The 17,587-nt window shown below is 33.4% G+C and carries 18 protein-coding genes; 13 read left to right on the forward strand and 5 right to left on the reverse strand.

Annotated elements, in window-relative coordinates; translation table 11 throughout:
• The first annotated feature begins 108 nt into the window (after nt 1-108).
• Entirely contained in the window at nt 109-1,191 is a 1,083-nt protein-coding gene (locus LG295_RS03740) for a PTS sugar transporter subunit IIC (protein ID WP_325999655.1), read from the forward strand.
• Between the two features lie 356 nt (nt 1,192-1,547).
• Here LG295_RS03740 and LG295_RS03745 read toward each other — a convergent pair whose 3' ends face one another.
• Genes LG295_RS03745 through LG295_RS03760 form a run of 4 tightly spaced genes read right to left on the reverse strand, consistent with a single transcriptional unit; the run spans nt 1,548 to nt 4,543 of the window.
• Nucleotides 1,548-2,246: an amino acid ABC transporter permease gene (locus LG295_RS03745; protein WP_107530833.1), complete on the reverse strand. Its 699-nt coding sequence runs from the start codon at nt 2,244-2,246 to the stop codon at nt 1,548-1,550.
• Nucleotides 2,247-2,259: 13 nt separating this feature from the next.
• On the reverse strand, nt 2,260-2,943 hold the full coding sequence (locus LG295_RS03750) for an amino acid ABC transporter permease (protein WP_107530834.1): 684 nt from the start codon (nt 2,941-2,943) through the stop codon (nt 2,260-2,262).
• A 2-nt stretch (nt 2,944-2,945) separates the two neighbouring features.
• Entirely contained in the window at nt 2,946-3,797 is an 852-nt protein-coding gene (locus tag LG295_RS03755) for an amino acid ABC transporter substrate-binding protein (protein ID WP_107530835.1), read from the reverse strand.
• Complete coding sequence (locus tag LG295_RS03760; RefSeq protein ID WP_107530836.1) at nt 3,794-4,543, reverse strand: amino acid ABC transporter ATP-binding protein; 750 nt, start codon at nt 4,541-4,543, stop codon at nt 3,794-3,796. Before LG295_RS03760 ends, LG295_RS03755 begins: the two co-directional genes overlap by 4 nt.
• Nucleotides 4,544-4,694: 151 nt before the next feature.
• Here LG295_RS03760 and LG295_RS03765 point away from each other — a divergent pair, with 151 nt between their 5' ends.
• The 4 genes from LG295_RS03765 to LG295_RS03780 all read left to right on the forward strand — a co-directional run bounded on the left by LG295_RS03765 (nt 4,695) and on the right by LG295_RS03780 (nt 8,462).
• The gene (locus tag LG295_RS03765; RefSeq protein ID WP_325999663.1) at nt 4,695-5,846 is read left to right on the forward strand and encodes an acyl-CoA dehydrogenase family protein; all 1,152 of its coding nucleotides are present in this window, start codon (nt 4,695-4,697) and stop codon (nt 5,844-5,846) included.
• Nucleotides 5,847-6,006: 160 nt separating this feature from the next.
• The gene (locus LG295_RS03770; RefSeq protein WP_107555557.1) at nt 6,007-6,909 is read left to right on the forward strand and encodes an ABC transporter substrate-binding protein; all 903 of its coding nucleotides are present in this window, start codon (nt 6,007-6,009) and stop codon (nt 6,907-6,909) included.
• A gap of 194 nt (nt 6,910-7,103) precedes the next feature.
• The gene (locus LG295_RS03775) at nt 7,104-7,652 is read left to right on the forward strand and encodes a biotin transporter BioY (protein WP_325999654.1); all 549 of its coding nucleotides are present in this window, start codon (nt 7,104-7,106) and stop codon (nt 7,650-7,652) included.
• Between the two features lie 60 nt (nt 7,653-7,712).
• Nucleotides 7,713-8,462 (forward strand): GNAT family N-acetyltransferase, encoded by a 750-nt coding sequence (locus LG295_RS03780; RefSeq protein ID WP_199186512.1) that lies wholly within the window; start codon nt 7,713-7,715, stop codon nt 8,460-8,462.
• 68 nt (nt 8,463-8,530) lie between these two features.
• Here the strand turns inward: LG295_RS03780 and fdhD are convergent, their stop codons facing one another.
• Complete coding sequence (gene fdhD / locus LG295_RS03785) at nt 8,531-9,334, reverse strand: formate dehydrogenase accessory sulfurtransferase FdhD (protein ID WP_107558361.1); 804 nt, start codon at nt 9,332-9,334, stop codon at nt 8,531-8,533.
• A gap of 191 nt (nt 9,335-9,525) precedes the next feature.
• Here fdhD and LG295_RS03790 point away from each other — a divergent pair, with 191 nt between their 5' ends.
• The 8 genes from LG295_RS03790 (at nt 9,526) to LG295_RS03825 (ending at nt 17,558) form a co-directional block, all read left to right on the forward strand.
• Nucleotides 9,526-10,530 carry a LacI family DNA-binding transcriptional regulator gene (locus LG295_RS03790; RefSeq protein ID WP_107558362.1) on the forward strand — a complete coding sequence of 335 codons (1,005 nt, stop codon included), beginning with the start codon at nt 9,526-9,528 and terminating at the stop codon, nt 10,528-10,530.
• Nucleotides 10,531-10,654: 124 nt separating this feature from the next.
• Entirely contained in the window at nt 10,655-11,815 is a 1,161-nt protein-coding gene (locus LG295_RS03795; protein ID WP_107530841.1) for a galactokinase, read from the forward strand.
• Between the two features lie 32 nt (nt 11,816-11,847).
• A complete protein-coding gene (galE, locus tag LG295_RS03800; protein ID WP_107530842.1) occupies nt 11,848-12,849 on the forward strand; it encodes a UDP-glucose 4-epimerase GalE in 1,002 nt (333 codons plus the stop codon).
• A gap of 3 nt (nt 12,850-12,852) precedes the next feature.
• The gene (galT, locus tag LG295_RS03805) at nt 12,853-14,343 is read left to right on the forward strand and encodes a UDP-glucose--hexose-1-phosphate uridylyltransferase (protein WP_107530843.1); all 1,491 of its coding nucleotides are present in this window, start codon (nt 12,853-12,855) and stop codon (nt 14,341-14,343) included.
• Nucleotides 14,344-14,544: 201 nt separating this feature from the next.
• Nucleotides 14,545-15,330 carry a molybdate ABC transporter substrate-binding protein gene (gene modA / locus LG295_RS03810; protein ID WP_325999662.1) on the forward strand — a complete coding sequence of 262 codons (786 nt, stop codon included), beginning with the start codon at nt 14,545-14,547 and terminating at the stop codon, nt 15,328-15,330.
• A 12-nt stretch (nt 15,331-15,342) separates the two neighbouring features.
• Nucleotides 15,343-16,014, forward strand: coding sequence for a molybdate ABC transporter permease subunit (gene modB, locus LG295_RS03815; RefSeq protein WP_325999653.1), 672 nt, complete (start codon nt 15,343-15,345; stop codon nt 16,012-16,014).
• The gene (locus LG295_RS03820; protein ID WP_107558364.1) at nt 16,015-16,620 is read left to right on the forward strand and encodes an ATP-binding cassette domain-containing protein; all 606 of its coding nucleotides are present in this window, start codon (nt 16,015-16,017) and stop codon (nt 16,618-16,620) included.
• Nucleotides 16,621-16,727: 107 nt separating this feature from the next.
• The gene (locus tag LG295_RS03825) at nt 16,728-17,558 is read left to right on the forward strand and encodes an MBL fold metallo-hydrolase (RefSeq protein ID WP_107530846.1); all 831 of its coding nucleotides are present in this window, start codon (nt 16,728-16,730) and stop codon (nt 17,556-17,558) included.
• The last annotated feature ends 29 nt before the right edge of the window (nt 17,559-17,587 follow it).

A 17,587-nucleotide genomic window follows, 5' to 3' on the forward strand; every position in this document is an offset into this window, starting at 1 on the left:
TATTTATTATGTATTTAACTGATATTTGTTTTTAGAAACAAATTAACTGTGTTATACTAATATTTGCTTAATGAAAGCGCATACAAAACGACTGGGAAAGGTGTTATTATGAATTTAATAATCGGAGTTATATTTTTAGGTATTGTTTTATGTTTGTTTACATTATTCACTAGTAAAGCGCCTAATGGTGGTAAAGCGATGGGGGCACTTGCCAATGCTGCAATTGCATCATTTTTAGTTGAAGCATTTCATAAGTATGTAGGCGGAGATTTGATTGGCATACCATTTTTAGGCGATTTAGGAGATGTTGCTGGTGGACTTGGTGGTGTTGCAGCTGCCGGTTTAGTTGCATTAGCAATGGGTGTGTCTCCTGTCTATGCATTCGTAATTGCTGTTGCTTGTGGCAATATGGATTTACTACCAGGATTCATTGCAGCTTATATCGCTAGTTTTGGTATGAAGTGGATGGAAGAAAAATTACCAGACGGACTTGATTTAATCGCAGCAATCATTGTTATTGCACCAATTACAAGATTAATTGCAATTGGTACTACGCCTTTGGTTGATGCTAGTTTGATTCAAATAGGTAATATTATTAAAGAATCAACTACATCAAGTCCGATATTAATGGGTATTGTTTTAGGTGGTATTATTACAGTGGTTGCGACTGCACCATTAAGTTCAATGGCATTGACCGCATTATTAGGGTTAACTGGTACGCCAATGGCTATAGGCGCATTAGCAGTATTTGGTTCTTCATTTATGAATTTCGTACTATTTAAGCGTATGAAGTTTGGAGATCGTAAAACGACGATTTCAGTAGCTATTGAACCGTTATCTCAAGCAGATATTGTAACTGCAAACCCAGTACCTGTATACATAACTAACTTTTTGGGTGGCGCAATTTCTGGTGTGATTATAGCTATGTTTGGATTAGTTAATGACGCGACAGGAACTGCTACACCAATAGCTGGACTTATGGTTATGTTTGGGTTTAATAATGCGTTAACTGTGGTTACAGTCGCAGTTATGTGTGCTGTCAGCAGTGCAATTTGTGGATATTTAGGTTCACTTATATTTAAAAATTATCCAATTATCACGAAAGATGAATTACAAAATGGCACGATGCCTAAAAAGGTCAAAAAATATTATAAATTGAAAAAGCAATATGCTAAAAGTTTAGCTTTATAAAATTTTTTGAGTGAAATGTTGGCTAATTTAAAAAGGATAGAGACAATAAAATCTATTTAAAAATGCTTCAATTTTGTCATATTCCTACATATATTAAATGTACAAAAAGTATTAAAAAACAAAGGACACATAGTTCAAGATGTAAAAGCTTGATAATGTATCCTTTGTTTTTTTGAGTGAAACGTATCATGATTGGATATTGTTAATTTTGGTAAGTTAAATAATCTAGTGACAGAATAAAACTCCCAAAAAATCAAAAATTTTGGCGGAGTTAAAGGTAAAGGTCAAAGCTGTATCACTTTAGTAATGAGTTATTCCCCATACATTAAAGCTATTTAATAGTCTATTGACCTATATTAAGTTGTACGCGTATTTAAATAACGTGTTGTTCTATATTCCATTTTTGAAAAAAAGAACTCTAATAAAATCGCTAATAACCAGTAAAATGCTGCAGCAACTGAATAAACTGTTATAAATCTATAGCCTTCATTAGCAATGACATGACTTACTGCCATAATTTCAGTGACTTGTACGGCAAATGCGAGTGAGGTACCTTTTATTAGCATAATAAATTGATTTTCTATATTAGGCAGGGCATACGCAAAAGCTTGAGGCAAAACGATTTCTTTATAAATATGAAACCTTGAAAGACTTACACTTTGAGCTGCTTCTATTTGAGCAAATTCTACCGACTGTAATCCACTTTTTATTGATTCAGATAGATAAGCTATCGCATGTAATGAAAATACAATAAAAGCAATAATTAAAGGTGAAAAAATATCTGGATTAATATGCCATTTGAATTGATCATTTAAAAATATAATAAATGTAGGTAAGCCATAATATAAAATAAATAACTGAACGATTAATGGCGTACTTCTGAAAAATGAATTGTAGACAATGATTAATTGTGATAGTACGGGAATGTGTTTTAAACGAATCAGTGCAAAACATAATCCTACAATTAGACCTACGATTATGGCAACAATAGAAATCATTATTGTATTAGGAACGCCTTTTAGCACTTCAGTTATTGTATATAAAACAAAGTCCAAATGAATATCCTCCTTAAATGCGGTATGGTTTTTGCGCACGTTTATCTATTAAAGTAAATGTGCCTTGTATAATTAAAGCGATAATCCAATAGATGATTGAAATGACAATATAAACTTCTAACATGCCTAATCCATAATTATTCCCGATAATCAATTTAACTTGTCCCATCATGTCAATGATGCCTATAGTAAAAGCTAATGAAGTATCTTTAACTAATTCGATAATTTGCGTTGTTAAATTTGGAATACTATTTCTTAAAGCCTGTGGGACGATTATTTCTTTTAGTATTCTAGGATAGGATAAGCCGATTGATAAACCGGCTTCTATTTGATGGTAGTCTACAGATTGATAACCAGCACGTATTATTTCTGATAAATAAGCTCCAGTATGTAATGTGAAGGCTAAAATAACGAAAAATAATCTACTAAAATGATTAATATCTATATGAATTAATAACAATAATTGTGGTAATGCAAAGTAAACTAAAAATAGTTGTAAAAGTAGTGGCGTGCTACGTATAAAAGATAAATAAATTCTTACAATTGGTGAAAGTACCTTAATCTGTTTAATACGAATAAGCGCTAATATAAAACCTAGCATTAACGCACATATTAAGGATATAACAATCATTAACAGAGTTAATGGCAATTGCTGTAATACTTGTCCAAACAAATCTAACCAATTTACAGATTGCATTATCATTGCACCTCCAATTGTGATTTTTTGTCATTAATTTCATCTAAGTCATCGAATACATTAATATCAAAATATTTTTCTGAAAGTGCTTGTAATTTACCTTCTTTTTTAAGTTCTAATGTCGCTTGATCAATGTCATCATGTAATTTTTGATGTTTTTTATTATAAACGATATGTAGCGGCTCTTTTTTGACAATGCCCCCAATTTTAACATCTTCTTTGACTTGTGTTTGAATGGCTTTATAAGTGTTCCAGTTTAACAACATAGCGTCACGTCGCTGCTGGCTGACCATTTTTAAGTTGTCTCCATTTGAAGGTTCTTGAATCGTATTAATATTGATTTTTGATGAATTATTTTTGTTGTACTGAGATAAGATGGAATATAGTCCGCCACTAGGCGCCATGGGTGTAATTGATTTTTCAGGTAAATCATCTAAACTGTGTATATCCGTATTGTTACGATTGACTACTAACATAGGCAACGCATAACTATAGGGCACGTCTTGGTACAGAAATTGTTTTTCACGTTCAGGCGTTTTGAAAAACCAGTTAATTCCCATATCAAATTTACCAGCGCCAATACCAACTAAATTTGATTCTTCTTCACCTACTTCATATTTAAAATCGTATTGTGGTAACTTTTTTTCGATTAATTTCATATAGTCCATATCGAGCCCTACAAACTCATTTTGCTTATTGGTATACAAGTAGGGTGGATTGACCTCTGCTGACAGTGCTACTTTAACTTCTTTTTTGTGAGATTCCTTATTTGAATTATCATTTTGAGTACAAGCAGTTAAAACGAAAATCGATGAAATGATCATGGCGGTAATAACCCTTTTTTTTAATGTCATTGTTTATCACGCTCCGTGCTTACTTTGTTTAAGAAGCGATTTATTCTTTCTGAGTTATTATGATCTAATACTTCTTGAGGTGTACCATGATGAATAATTTGACCATCATCAATAAATATCATTTGATCGGCAATAGCTTTAGCAAATTCAATTTCATGTGTTACTAAAACCATCGTCATACCTTCTTGTGCAATAGACTTAATGAGAGATAGTACACCTTGTATAGATTCTGGGTCTAGTGCAGAAGTTGGCTCATCCAACAGTAATACATCCGGATTAAGAGCAAGAGCACGGATGATACCAATGCGTTGACTTTGACCGCCAGACAATTGTATTGGGTATTTATCTTTTTGACTTGCTAAATTAACACGTTCTAAATAGGAGAGCGCTATTTCTTTTGCTTGAATTGTACTGTGATTTTTACCATGTATTAAACCGACAGTTATATTTTCTAAGATAGTTTTATTTTTAAATAAATTATAATTTTGGAAGACCATTGCAGATTTTTGTCGTAATTTTGCAATGTCTTTTTTAGTATGTTTAGAAGTATTAAATGTTTCATTGCCAATAGTAATGGTGCCAGATTCTGGTAGTGCTAATGCATTTAAAGTCCTTAACAGCGTTGTTTTACCAGAGCCACTTGGCCCAATAATTGCAGTTACAGTTCCTTGTTCTTGGTTAAAACTTACGTCATTGAGTATCGTATTTTCATTATATTTATGTATGAGATGTTTAACGTTAATCATTCAATTTCCCCCAATATTTCATTAAGTATAAATTATCACAATAAATCTTATCGGTAAAGTAAGGAATTTGTGCTTGAAAAGCTTTATTTCAAGTATGGCGAGTGTTAAACTTGTATTTAATAAGGAAAAAGTGATGAACGAGGTGAAGGAAATGAATACGTCCGCGTTAATACATACGGAGATTCAAGAAAAATGGATTGCTAAATTAGATACTGTAAAAGATGATTTTAGAGCGAAAGCTGAATATAATGACATACATTCACATTTTCCCTATGAAAATATTGAATGGCTTGTAAATGAAGGTTACACATTGCTAACGTTACCTAAAGCATATGGTGGCGAAGGCGCGACTATTGAAGATATGGTGATACTTCAAAGTTATTTGGGATCAATCGATGGTGCAACTGCTTTATCAATAGGCTGGCATTTGAGTGTCATTGGCCAATTATATGAACAACAAATGTGGGAACACGATATGCTTGATCAATTTGCTAAAGCAGTGAAACAAGGGGCATTGGTGAATAGGGCCGTTAGTGAAGCGGAAACTGGTAGCCCAACGCGTGGAGGTAGACCTGCAACAAACGCAGTAAAAGTAGATGGCGGCTTTGTACTTAATGGGGTGAAAACATTTACTTCTATGAGCAAAGGGCTTACACATTTTGTAGTAAGTGCTTATTACGAAGCAATTGACCAAGTAGGCTTTTTCTTAGTGACTAAGGATACTCCGGGTGTGGAGATAGCTGATAATTGGAATATGGTAGGTATGCGTGCAACAGAAAGTCATGACCTTGTATTAAATGATGTATATTTACCAGAAGAAAATTTTGTAGAAATAAGGGGTGCTGGTGGTAAAAAGCCAAATGGCTGGATATTACACATACCAAGTGTTTACTTAGGTATCGCTCAAGCAGCACGAGATTACGCAGTAGACTTTGCCAAAACATACAGTCCGAATAGTATAGAGGGAACTATTGGTGATTTACCTACTGTCCAACAAAATATTGGAAAAATGGAAACACTTTTATTATCTGCGCGTCATTTTTTATGGAGTACAGCTGCTTTATATAATGATGAAGCTACTGAAAAAGTGAAATGGAATGAAACGTCTGCCAGTAAAGTAATGGTAATGAACCAAGGTTTAGAAGTTATAGATATTGCCATGCGAATTGTAGGCGCGAAAAGTCTTGAAATGGAACGTCCTTTACAACGTTTTTATAGAGACATGCGCGCAGGTTTGCACAATCCGCCTATGGAAGACATGGCATATACAAACATTGCACACAGTGTATTAGATCATTTTTAAATATTAAGAGCAATACAATAACCATGCATTTAGACAATTTGTCTGAATGCATTTTTTAATAATAAAAAAAATAAAAAATTCACTTGTTTGCTATTGTAAAATTACTAGACTCATTATATAATCAATTGGTACTGATAATCATTTTCATTGGAGGAGAATTATGAAAAAATTATTGTTTCCGTTACTTGTTTTAGTACTCATTTTAGCTGCATGTGGTAATAAATCAGATAGTGACAAAAAAGAAGCAACAAAATCTTATAAATTAGATAGTGGTAAGAGCATAGATATACCTAAAAAACCTGAAAGAATAGCAGTTGTAGCACCTACATATGCAGGGGGTATTAAATATCTTGGCGGTAATATTGTAGCTGTCAATGAACAAGTAGATAGTAGTAAATTACTGAAAGATAAGTTTAAAGGTGTAGAAAAAATTGGGGAAAATGATGTAGAAAAAGTAGCAAAAGCAAAGCCCGACTTAATCGTTGTTTATTCTACGGATAAAAACATTAAAAAATACAATAAAATTGCACCAACTGTTGTTTATGATTATGGGAAGCATAAATATTTAGATCAACAAAGGGAATTAGGTAAATTACTTGGTAAAGAAGATAAAGTAGCTTCTTGGGAAAAAGAATGGAAAGCTCAAACTAAAAAAGATGGACAAGAAATCAAAGACAAAATTGGTGAAGATGCAACAGTCTCTATCTTTGATGAATTTGATAAAAAATTATACAGCTACGGACCCAATTGGGGACGTGGTGGCGAAGTATTATATCAAGCATTTGGTCTAAAAATGCCTGACAAATTAAATGACTTAGTTAAAAAAGAAGGCTGGGCAGAAGTGAAACAAGAGAAGATTGCAGATTATGCAGGTGATTATATTGTTTCAACAAGTGAAGGTAAATCAAAACCAGCTTATGAAAAAACAGATTTATGGCAAAATATACCAGCTGTTCAAAAAGATCAAGTGATTCAAGTTCAAGCAGAAACATATTGGTATAATGATCCTTATACTTTAGAATATATGAGAAAAGATTTAAAAGAAAAATTTTTAAATAAATAGAAATTCAAGTTCTTTAAATGTATAAGATAGTAAATTTAATAACTAATTAGTCTCTAAGGGACGAGCATGTGAATTCAAAGGTAATGTTTTGACTTCTAACTCGTCTCTTAAATTATGACTTCTTAAATGTAAACTTATAGTTTTTATTAGTTTACATTTGTGGTATAATTTTTTTCATTGAAGGGGGAATTACTTTGACTACAAAATATTTAGTATATACGGCTTTGATGACAGCAATTATAGCTGTTCTGGGTTTTGTGCCTGCCATCCCATTGCCTGTCATGCCTGTGCCAATTGTATTACAGAACATTGGGATATTTCTAGCGGCAATTTTGCTTGGTCGTAAATATGGTACGTTGAGCGTCATTGTCTTATTACTGCTAGTAGCTACAGGGTTGCCTTTATTATCAGGTGGCCGCGGAGGCATCGGTGTATTTGCTGGACCATCAGCAGGCTTTTTATTTATGTATCCAGTTGTTACATATCTTATTGGCTTGGTAAGAGACTTATATTTTAAAAAAATTAATTTTGTTGTACTATTAATTATAACAATCGTTTTTGGTGTCTTAGTATTAGATATCACAGGTACCATTATAATGGGCTTAATAACTAATTTACCTATCACGAAATCTGTAACGTTATCATTATTATTTATGCCTGCTGATATTCTGAAAGCGATTGTCGCAAGTTTAATTGGGAATATTATGTTGAATCATAGTCAATTTAAACAGTTATTAAAATAAATTTTTAGACATTTAATTTGATAAGCATTGATGAGGCAGAAGAAGATAGGGTGAAGGTTCATGACAATTTCAATGGCAGACATATTTCAAGAGGGTAAAATTTTTGCTGATGATCAGATTAAAACAATTTATTTAACACCTGAAGCACCTTTAGTATATGATGCGAATAAATGGGTGTATAAAGAAATGCCTGCAATCAAGGATTGGAAACAACATATGGAAATGCAACAAAGTCTACATAGACAACAATATTCCGACCATTTAGCATTTACTTTTCCAGAAAATACACCGTTAAGCCAAGCTTGGTTAGATGAAATTAAAACTTGTGGTTTCGAATTAGGGTGTATGGAGCTTTATGCAATAGAATCACAGAATATTCGTAGAAGCCATAATGATCAAGTTGAAGTCAAATTTGTCACGGATCAAAACTTAGAAGATTATATTGCAATCTATCGACAGTTTTCAGAACCTTTTGGACTTGAATACACAGAAGAAAGTATACGAGTAATTCGTAATCAATTTCAAAGTGAAAGTAAATCACGTATTATTGCCTATGAGCAACACACACCAGTAGGTATTTTAGATTTAATAATTACTGATAAAACAGTTGAAATAGATGGCTTTGGTGTATTGGAAGATTTTCAAAGACGAGGAATAGGTCAAACCATGCAATCATTTGTAGCTGATGTCTCGGATGATAAAGTAATTATACTTATCGCTGATGGTGAGGATAGTGCCAAACATATGTATATCAAACAAGGATACATTTTTATCAGTTATTGTTATCAAATATTGAAAGAACAAGCTTAAATATAAATTACAAAGCGATCCTAAGACATACAGCTATGTCCTAGGATCGCTTCGTATTTATTAGTGGATTATTTATTTATACGCTCTATTTGTACACGTTCAGGGTGGCTATATATATTGAAATTTCCATCTCTAATAAACCCGACTGCAGTAATATTTAAGTCTTCAGCTAGTGTAACAGCTAATGTAGTCGGGGCAGATTTCGAAAGTATAACACCTACGCCTATTTTAGCAGCTTTAATTAGTATTTCAGAGGAAATACGACCACTGAAAATTAGCACTTTATTTCGCACAGGAATGTGTCTTTGAATACAATAACCATAAAGTTTATCGAGTGCATTATGACGGCCGATATCTTGACGATGTTCGAAGAAAGCCTCTCCGTCACTAATAGCTGCATTATGAAGACCACCAGTTTGTTTGAAAACGGCACTTGCACTTTGTAAACGTGTCATCATGTTTAGAATTTGTTTTGGGCTAATAACAATTTTTGACATAGAAGTTTTTGCTACAGCAGCATCATTTTGAAAATAAAATTCTCTACTCTTACCACAACATGAGGCAATCATCCGTTTAGTTGAATATTCAAAACGTTCGCCTAATGGTCTTGTTAATTCGACGTGAGCAAAGCCTTTACTATCATCTATTTGCACTGATTTTAAGTCATCATTTTTTAGAATAGCCCCTTCAGACGCTAGAAAACCAAGCACAAGTTCCTCCATATGGTTAGGACTACAGATTATAGTAGCAAATTCTTCTCCATTAACCATAATTGTTAAAGGGAATTCGGTTACATAGTGATCTGTTTTATCAATAAGTTCACCATTTTCGTATCGTACGATTGGTTGGTTGGTTAAAACGTCTTCATTCATTCGTACACCTCTTTTCGTATTCACTTTATATTTTAGCGTATTTTTAATTATAAAAAAATAATTCGGTTTTACTCATGTAAATTAATAAACATCTATGTAGTGCTTAAATCATAATTAGGCATAGTCAAGATTGATTTACGAACCTAATGAAAGTAAACTTGGGGTAAACAGATTAAAGAGGTGAATTTGACATGGTTAGTATAAGAGATATTGCACATTTAGCAGAAGTTAGCCCAGGAACTGTATCCAGAGTATTGAACAATGACCCAACGCTTTCGGTATCGAAAAATACTAGAGAACGTATCCATCAAATTGCGAAAGAGAAACAATATCACAAGTCAACAAGAAAAAATAAAAGTATTCAAATCATTACTTATGCGTCAAGAGCTAAAGAAATGTCAGATCCTTATTATAGAGAAATTCGATTGGCAATTGAAGCGGAAGTTAAACGTTTAAATCTGTCGTTAAAGCGAACAATACGTATTGATGGTAACCAAAATAATTATGAGTTAAATACAATAGAAAAGGCAGGCGCAATAATAGTTATAGGTAACTTTTCGGTTGATGCTCTATACAAACTCCAATCTTATAATCCTAATATGGTAGTAATTAATAATCCCCATGTCCCTAAATCTATAGATGCTGTATATTCAGATCTTTATTACGCTATGACTCACTTGCTAGACAAGATAAAGGGTTTAGGTTTAACACGCATTGCATACATAGGCGGGTATCATACCATAAGAGATTTAGATGGCACCCCAACTTCAAATGCAACTGATGTAAGGTATAAAGCTTACCAAGCTTGGTGTGAAAGACATCAATTAGAAACGATAGCATTGCTTAATGGATGGAAAAAAGAACACGGTGAGCTAGCGGTTAAAACATTTATAGAGCACAAACAACCGCTTCCACAAGTGTTTGTGGCAGGAAATGACATGGTCGCAATAGGCATTTTACAGAAAATTCAAGAGAATAAAATTGCAATACCAGAGAATGTAAAGTTAATCAGTTTTAATGATTTAGAAGTTATCCAATATGCTGTGCCTTCTATTAGTAGTGTACATATTCCTGTAGATGAATTTGGTAGGACGGCAGTAAGGATGGCAGAAGAACGTCTTAATCAAACAAGAAAGCTTGCTATTCATATAGTAGTAGAAGCACCATTGAAGTATCGGAATACTTTTAAAGTCTAAGTGAAGTATATTATGTTGACAAAACTTTTAGTAAACAAGTAAACTTTGTTTGTGTTTACTAATAAAAAGAAGAAAAGAATTAATCACTTTGCATTTAATGTAGATAAAAAGGAGTGGGGATCTTATGTTACAAGCAATGCGCGAAAAGTTTGAAACGTTATTTGGTGTAGAAGCTGAAGTCAGTGCCTTTGCCCCTGGGAGAATCAATTTAATTGGGGAACATACTGATTATAATGGGGGATATGTTTTTCCAGCGGCAATAGAATTAGGAACTTATGGATTAGCAACTAAAAGAGACGACCGTAAAATTCAACTTTACTCTAATAATTTTGAAGAAAAAGGTATTATCACCTTCACTTTAGATGATCTAGTATTTAACCAAGATGATGACTGGGCAAACTATCCCAAAGGCGTCGTAAAGTATTTAACTGAAACATTCGATGAAATTGACCACGGATTTAATATTTTAGTCGAAGGTAACATTCCAAATGGAGCCAGCTTGTCGTCGTCTGCTTCAATCGAAATCCTTACAGGTTGGTTATTAAAAGATTTATTTGATTTAGAATTAGAATATCTGCAGCTTATTAAAATAGGTCAAGTTGTCGAAAATAAATTTATGGGTGTAAATTCAGGGATTATGGATCAATTTATTATTGGTATGGGGAAAGAAAATCATGCAATATTACTCGATACTGCGACGTTGGATTTTGAATACGTTCCAGCCAAATTTGGAGATTATGTGATTTCTATAATGAATACGAATAAACGTCGTTCATTGACTGAAAGTAAATATAACGAGCGCAGAGCAGAATGTGAATCTGCACTTGCTGACTTAAAAGAAGCATTGAATATAGAAGCGCTAGGTGAACTGACATTAGCTGAATTTGAGCAAAACATGCATCTTATTAAAGATGAAGTATCACGCCGTAGAGCTAAGCATGCTGTATCAGAAAATGAACGTACAAAACTTGCGCGTAAAGTACTTGCTGAAAATAATTTTGACCAGTTTGGCAAACTACTAAATATGTCGCATGCTTCATTGAAAGAAGATTATGAAGTTACAGGAATTGAATTAGATACATTAGCTGAAACAGCTCAACAAGTTAATGGTGTATTGGGGGCGAGAATGACAGGTGCAGGATTTGCAGGTTGTGCGATTGCCTTAGTGCATAAAGACAGTATCGAGCGATTAGAACATGAAGTTTCCCAAATGTATTTAGAAAAAATTGGTTATGCACCTTCGTTTTACCACGTAGGTATTAGCGGTGGCGTAACATCTTTATAAGTGATACAAAATAAATGAAGGAAGGTTTTTATATGTCTGTTTTAGTTTTGGGTGGGGCAGGTTATATAGGTAGCCATGCCGTAGATCAATTGATTGATAAAGGTTACAAAGTTGTAGTTGTAGACAATTTAGGAACGGGACATAGAGAGGCAGTACATCAAGATGCAAGTTTCTATGAAGGGGATATTCGTGACAAAGCATTTTTAGACCGTGTTTTTACAAATGAACAAATTGAAGGCGTTTTTCACTTTTGTGCATACTCGTTAGTTGGAGAATCTGTAGAAAAACCACTAGCCTATTTCAATAATAATGTATATGGCTTACAAGTACTATTAGAGGTAATGTATGCGCACCAAGTAAAACATATTATATTCTCGTCAACGGCAGCTGTATATGGAGAGCCCGATACAGTTCCAATAACTGAAGAAGATTCTAAAACACCAACGAGCCCATACGGCGAAAGCAAATTAATGATGGAGAAAATGATGCATTGGAGCCATAATGCTTATGGTGTAAACTATGCTGCACTGCGTTATTTTAATGTTGCTGGTGCTAAACAAGGTGGATGGATAGGTGAAGATCATCGTCCTGAAACGCATTTAATTCCTATTGTATTACAAGTAGCGTTAGGACAACGTGATGCTTTAACTATTTTTGGTGACGATTATGATACTGAAGATGGTTCTTGTATACGAGATTATTTACATGTTGTAGATTTAATTGATGCACATATTTTAGCTTATCAGTATTTACAAAACGGAGGCGCATCGGGTGCATTTAACTTAGGTAGTAGTCAAGGCTACTCTGTTTTTGAAATTTTAGAAGCTGCACGTAAAGTAACGAAAGAACCAATTAAGGCTGAAGTTGGTCCAAGAAGAGCTGGGGATCCAAGTAAGTTAGTTGCGGCAAGTGACAAGGCACAATCTGTCTTGGGGTGGAAACCACAACATGATAATATTCATGAAATCATTGATTCAGCATGGCAATGGCACCATCAGCATCCTGATGGTTATCAACAAAGTATGGAGGGATAACGCATGTTATTAAACCAACAATTGGTGCAACAATTTATTGAACAAGCAATTTCATTTGGCGATTATGAACAAGAAGATAGCATCTATATTCAAAACCAATTATTGCGTATTTTAAATGCACGAGGGATAACTGAGACGTTAGAATCACCTTTAGCTAAAAATGCTACCCCAAATGATATAACACAATATTGGATTAATGAAGCTATAAATGAAAATTGCATTGAAGATGCGTTATACAATAAAGAAATTGTTGAAGCACAACTTTTAGACATAATTACGCCAAGACCGTCTGTTATTAATAGAAAATTTAGAGAAGCTTATGAACAATCACCGGAAACAGCGACTAAATATTTTTATGAAATTGCTAAACGTAATCATTATGTGAAAGAAGACGCGATAGCAAATAACATTAATTATGAGGTGGGTACTGAATATGGTGACATAGAAATCACCATCAATTTATCCAAGCCTGAAAAAGATGCAAAGCAAATTGCAAAAGCTAAAGCTGCTCCGGCTACTGAGTATCCAAAATGTGCTTTATGCATTGAAAATGAAGGGTTTCAGGGATCTGTTACGCAAGCAGCACGTACTAATCATCGTGTGATACGTTTGAATTTAGATGGGCAACCGTGGGGGTTTCAATATTCTCCATATGCTTATTTCTTAGAACATAGCATCGTGTTTTCTGCACAACATGTGCCGATGGAGATTAACAAGCAAACCTTTCTTGATTTAATTGATTTTATAAAACAATTCCCACATTATTTTATAGGATCTAATGCAGATATTCCACTTGTAGGTGGCTCTATATTATCACATAATCACTATCAAACAGGGCAACATATATTCCCAATGGATAATGCAGCAGAAATTGAAAAATTTATTATAGCGGGTTTTCCATCAGTAGAAGCAAGTACTTTAAATTGGCCAATGAGTGTGATTCGATTAAAAAGTAAAAATAGTAATGAACTCATTCAAGCGGCAACACATGTTATGGTACAGTGGAATCAATATTCTGATAATAGTGTAGACATTAAGGCATATAGCAAAGATGGAGAGAGACATCATACGATTACACCTATTGCAAGGTATAGAAATGGATTTTATGAATTGGATATTGTACTAAGAGATAATCAGACATCTGCGGCGTTTCCGGATGGTATTTTTCACCCACACAAAGATGTACAACACATCAAAAAAGAAAATATTGGATTAATCGAAGTGATGGGGATGGCCATATTGCCTGGCCGTTTAAAGGAAGAATTAAAACAAGTGAAATCTTATTTACTAGGTGCTGTTCATGTTGATATAGGTATTCATCAACAATGGGCCGATGATATGAAACAAACTTATGATATCGATACTAATAATGTAGATGATATTGTTGAAAAAGAAGTAGGTTACAAATTCAAACGCGTATTAGAAGATGCAGGTGTCTTTAAAAATACTGAGGTTGGTCGAGCAGCGTTTAAACGCTTTATAGACATTTTATAATTAAAATAAGTTATCAATGATGGTATGAACAAAGTAGATAAGGTAGTTTCTATGAAACTTTATCTACTTTTTTATTAATTAGGAGTTTGGTGAGGTTATCAAATGATGAAATTTGATTTCCATCTATCATGCTCCTATTTTCTTGCTTTTATTTTTTTATATACAAGCATATAATAAAGTGAAGGAGTGATTTTTTTGAAAATTAGACCTAAATACATACTTATTACATTTATTGTTCTAACATTCATTTTGACTGGGTGTTCTAATGAGCATAAAGATAATGAAAATGCAAAGACGAAAAATGAAGAAAGCCAAAAACAAGTATTGCATGTTGCTGCAGCAGCAAGTCTTACAGATGCAACAAAAGATTTAGAAAAAGCTTTTAAAAAGCAACATAATAATGTAGATGTTACTTTTAATTATGGAGGTTCAGGTGCTTTAAGACAGCAAATAGAAAAAGGCGCTCCTGTTGATGTTTTTATGTCAGCAAATGAAAAAGATGTAGATGCACTTGTAGATAAAAATCAAGCACAAAATACATACGAATATGCCAAAAATAAGTTGGTGCTTATCGCTGGTAAAGATAGTGATTATAAATCTGTAACAAATATTAAAGATGGTGACAAATTAGCTATCGGCGAAACCAAATCAGTGCCAGCTGGTAAATACGCTGAACAATATCTGAAAAGTAATGACTTGTTTGAAGGCGTAAAGCCTAATCTAGTATATGCAAAAGATGTACGCCAAGTATTAAATTATGTTGAAAAAGGTAATGCACAAATGGGATATGTCTACCAGACTGACTTATATCAAAGTCAACAAAATGGTAATAGCAAAGTTAAAGCGATTAATACAGCAAATTTAAGCAACCCAATTGTTTATAAATCTGCTACGATTACAGATAATAAATCGGCAAAAGCATGGGTAGATTTCTTAAAAACAGATAAAGCGAAAGCTATTTTGAAAGAATATAAATTTGAAGTGTAGGAGGTTTTAGCGATGCAAGATATGACACCATTTTGGATATCGCTTAAAGTAGCTCTAATTAGTACTATAATTGTTACTTTGTTGGGAATTTTAATATCAAAATGGTTATATAAACGCCATGGTATCATTGCTAGAATCTTGGAAAGTGTCATTATCTTACCCATTGTCTTACCACCAACCGTAATGGGTTTTATTTTGTTGATTGTATTTTCACCACAAAGTTATGTAGGTTCATTTTTTAAGGAAACACTAAATATGCCAGTAGTTTTCACTTTGACTGGTGCAGTTATTGCATCAGTGATTGTGAGTTTTCCGCTGATGTATCAACATACTGTACAAGGTTTTCGTAACATTGATCATAAAATGTTAAATACAGCTAGAACAATGGGGGCTAATGAGAATAAAATATTTTTCAAACTCATTTTTCCACTATCGAAAAGACCAATACTTTCAGGTATTATGATGAGTTTTGCACGTGCGATTGGTGAATTTGGGGCGACGCTCATGGTTGCTGGTTATATTCCAAATAAAACAAACACCTTACCATTAGAAATTTATTTCTTAGTAGAACAAGGTAAAGAAAATCAAGCTTGGTTATGGGTGATTGTGTTAGTAGCATTTGCAATCACTGTGATTGGAACTATAAATATATTAAATAAAGACCGTTTTCGGGAGGTGGACTAATTGTTGAAAATACAATTAAATCATCTATTAAAAAATCAACAATTAAAAATCCGCATTGAAGACAATGAGCCTAAAATTTATGCTATTAAAGGTCCATCGGGAATTGGTAAAACGACATTGTTAAACATGATAGCTGGTTTAAGAAAACCCAATACTGCCTTTATCCAACTCAACGGTCACGTTATTTGTGATACAAAGCAAGCTATAGATGTGAAAATACAAAAACGAAATATCGGCTATTTATTTCAAGATTATCAATTATTTCCTAATATGGATGTTTATCATAATATAACTTTTATGACAAAACCTTCTCAACATATAGACAGGCTTTTACAGCAATTGAATATTGTGCATTTAAAGAATCAATATCCCTTGCGACTTTCGGGTGGTGAAGCACAACGTGTGGCATTAGCAAGGGCGCTAAGCACTAGGCCGGATTTGATTTTATTGGACGAGCCATTTTCAAGCTTAGATGATACAACAAAAGAAGAAAGCATAGAGCTTGTTAAACGTATTTTTGAACAATGGCAAATACCTATTATATTTGTGACACATTCCAATTACGAAGCTACTAGCTTAGCGCATGAAGTTATAAATATCAAATGAATTTAACGCTGCGTTGCATTTATACAAACACTGAAGAAATTAAACACTTCATCAAGTATGATAAATGTAATTTTAAAAATTTAAGTATTTTTGAAGGTGGTGTATACATGAGAATAGAGTTTTTGGGAACTGCTGGTGGTGTACCTTCATTACATAAGTCAGTATCTCAACATTTAGATACGATTCAGCGAACTGGGCCTGCCATTTACATACACGACTTACAATTGTTAATTGATACATCAGAAGATATTTTTTATCAATTACGGCGCTCACAAATAGATGATATAAAATATGGGGTATATTCACATTGGCATCCAGATCATACAATGGGTCTTAGAATTTGGGAAACACTCAACTATGATTTTATTAATAAAATACCGCAATCTAAAAAGTCTAAAATTTATATTACGAAACAACAAGTGGCTGATTTTAAAAAGTATTTTGGCCATTGGGATCATTTGAACTACCTAAGTGAACTCGGTGTGATTGAAAAAGAAATTGTAGAAAACGACTCCCGAATAAAGATAAATCATGCGTCAATCGAGTGGATTCAATTAGCAGAGGAGTTTGCATTTGGATTTTATATTACATCTAATGCGCAACGTATTTTGATTATTCCGGATGAGATAAAAAATTATATACCTATAGCAAAAATAAAAGAAGTTGATGTGGCAATTTTACCTTTTGGTAGTAATGAAGTTAACCCTGTAACTCATGAACGTATACATGAAGCAGGGATGCTTGAGGAATTAGGAGAAGTACGATTTGAAGAAAGTGTAGAACTTGCTTACGAAATTAACGCAAAACATACTTATTTTACACACATTGAAGCAACAGAAAGTTTAAATGAAACACAGGTAATGGAGTTAGAACAACAACTAAAGCAGTCTGGACTGAATGCGACCATCGCTTATGATGGTTTAATCATACAGACTTGAAAAGGCATAAAGTTCCAATTGGAACTTTA

Origin of the sequence: Staphylococcus pseudoxylosus, from assembly GCF_044794325.1 — a bacterium.
Classification (GTDB): Bacteria; Bacillota; Bacilli; order Staphylococcales; family Staphylococcaceae; genus Staphylococcus; species Staphylococcus pseudoxylosus.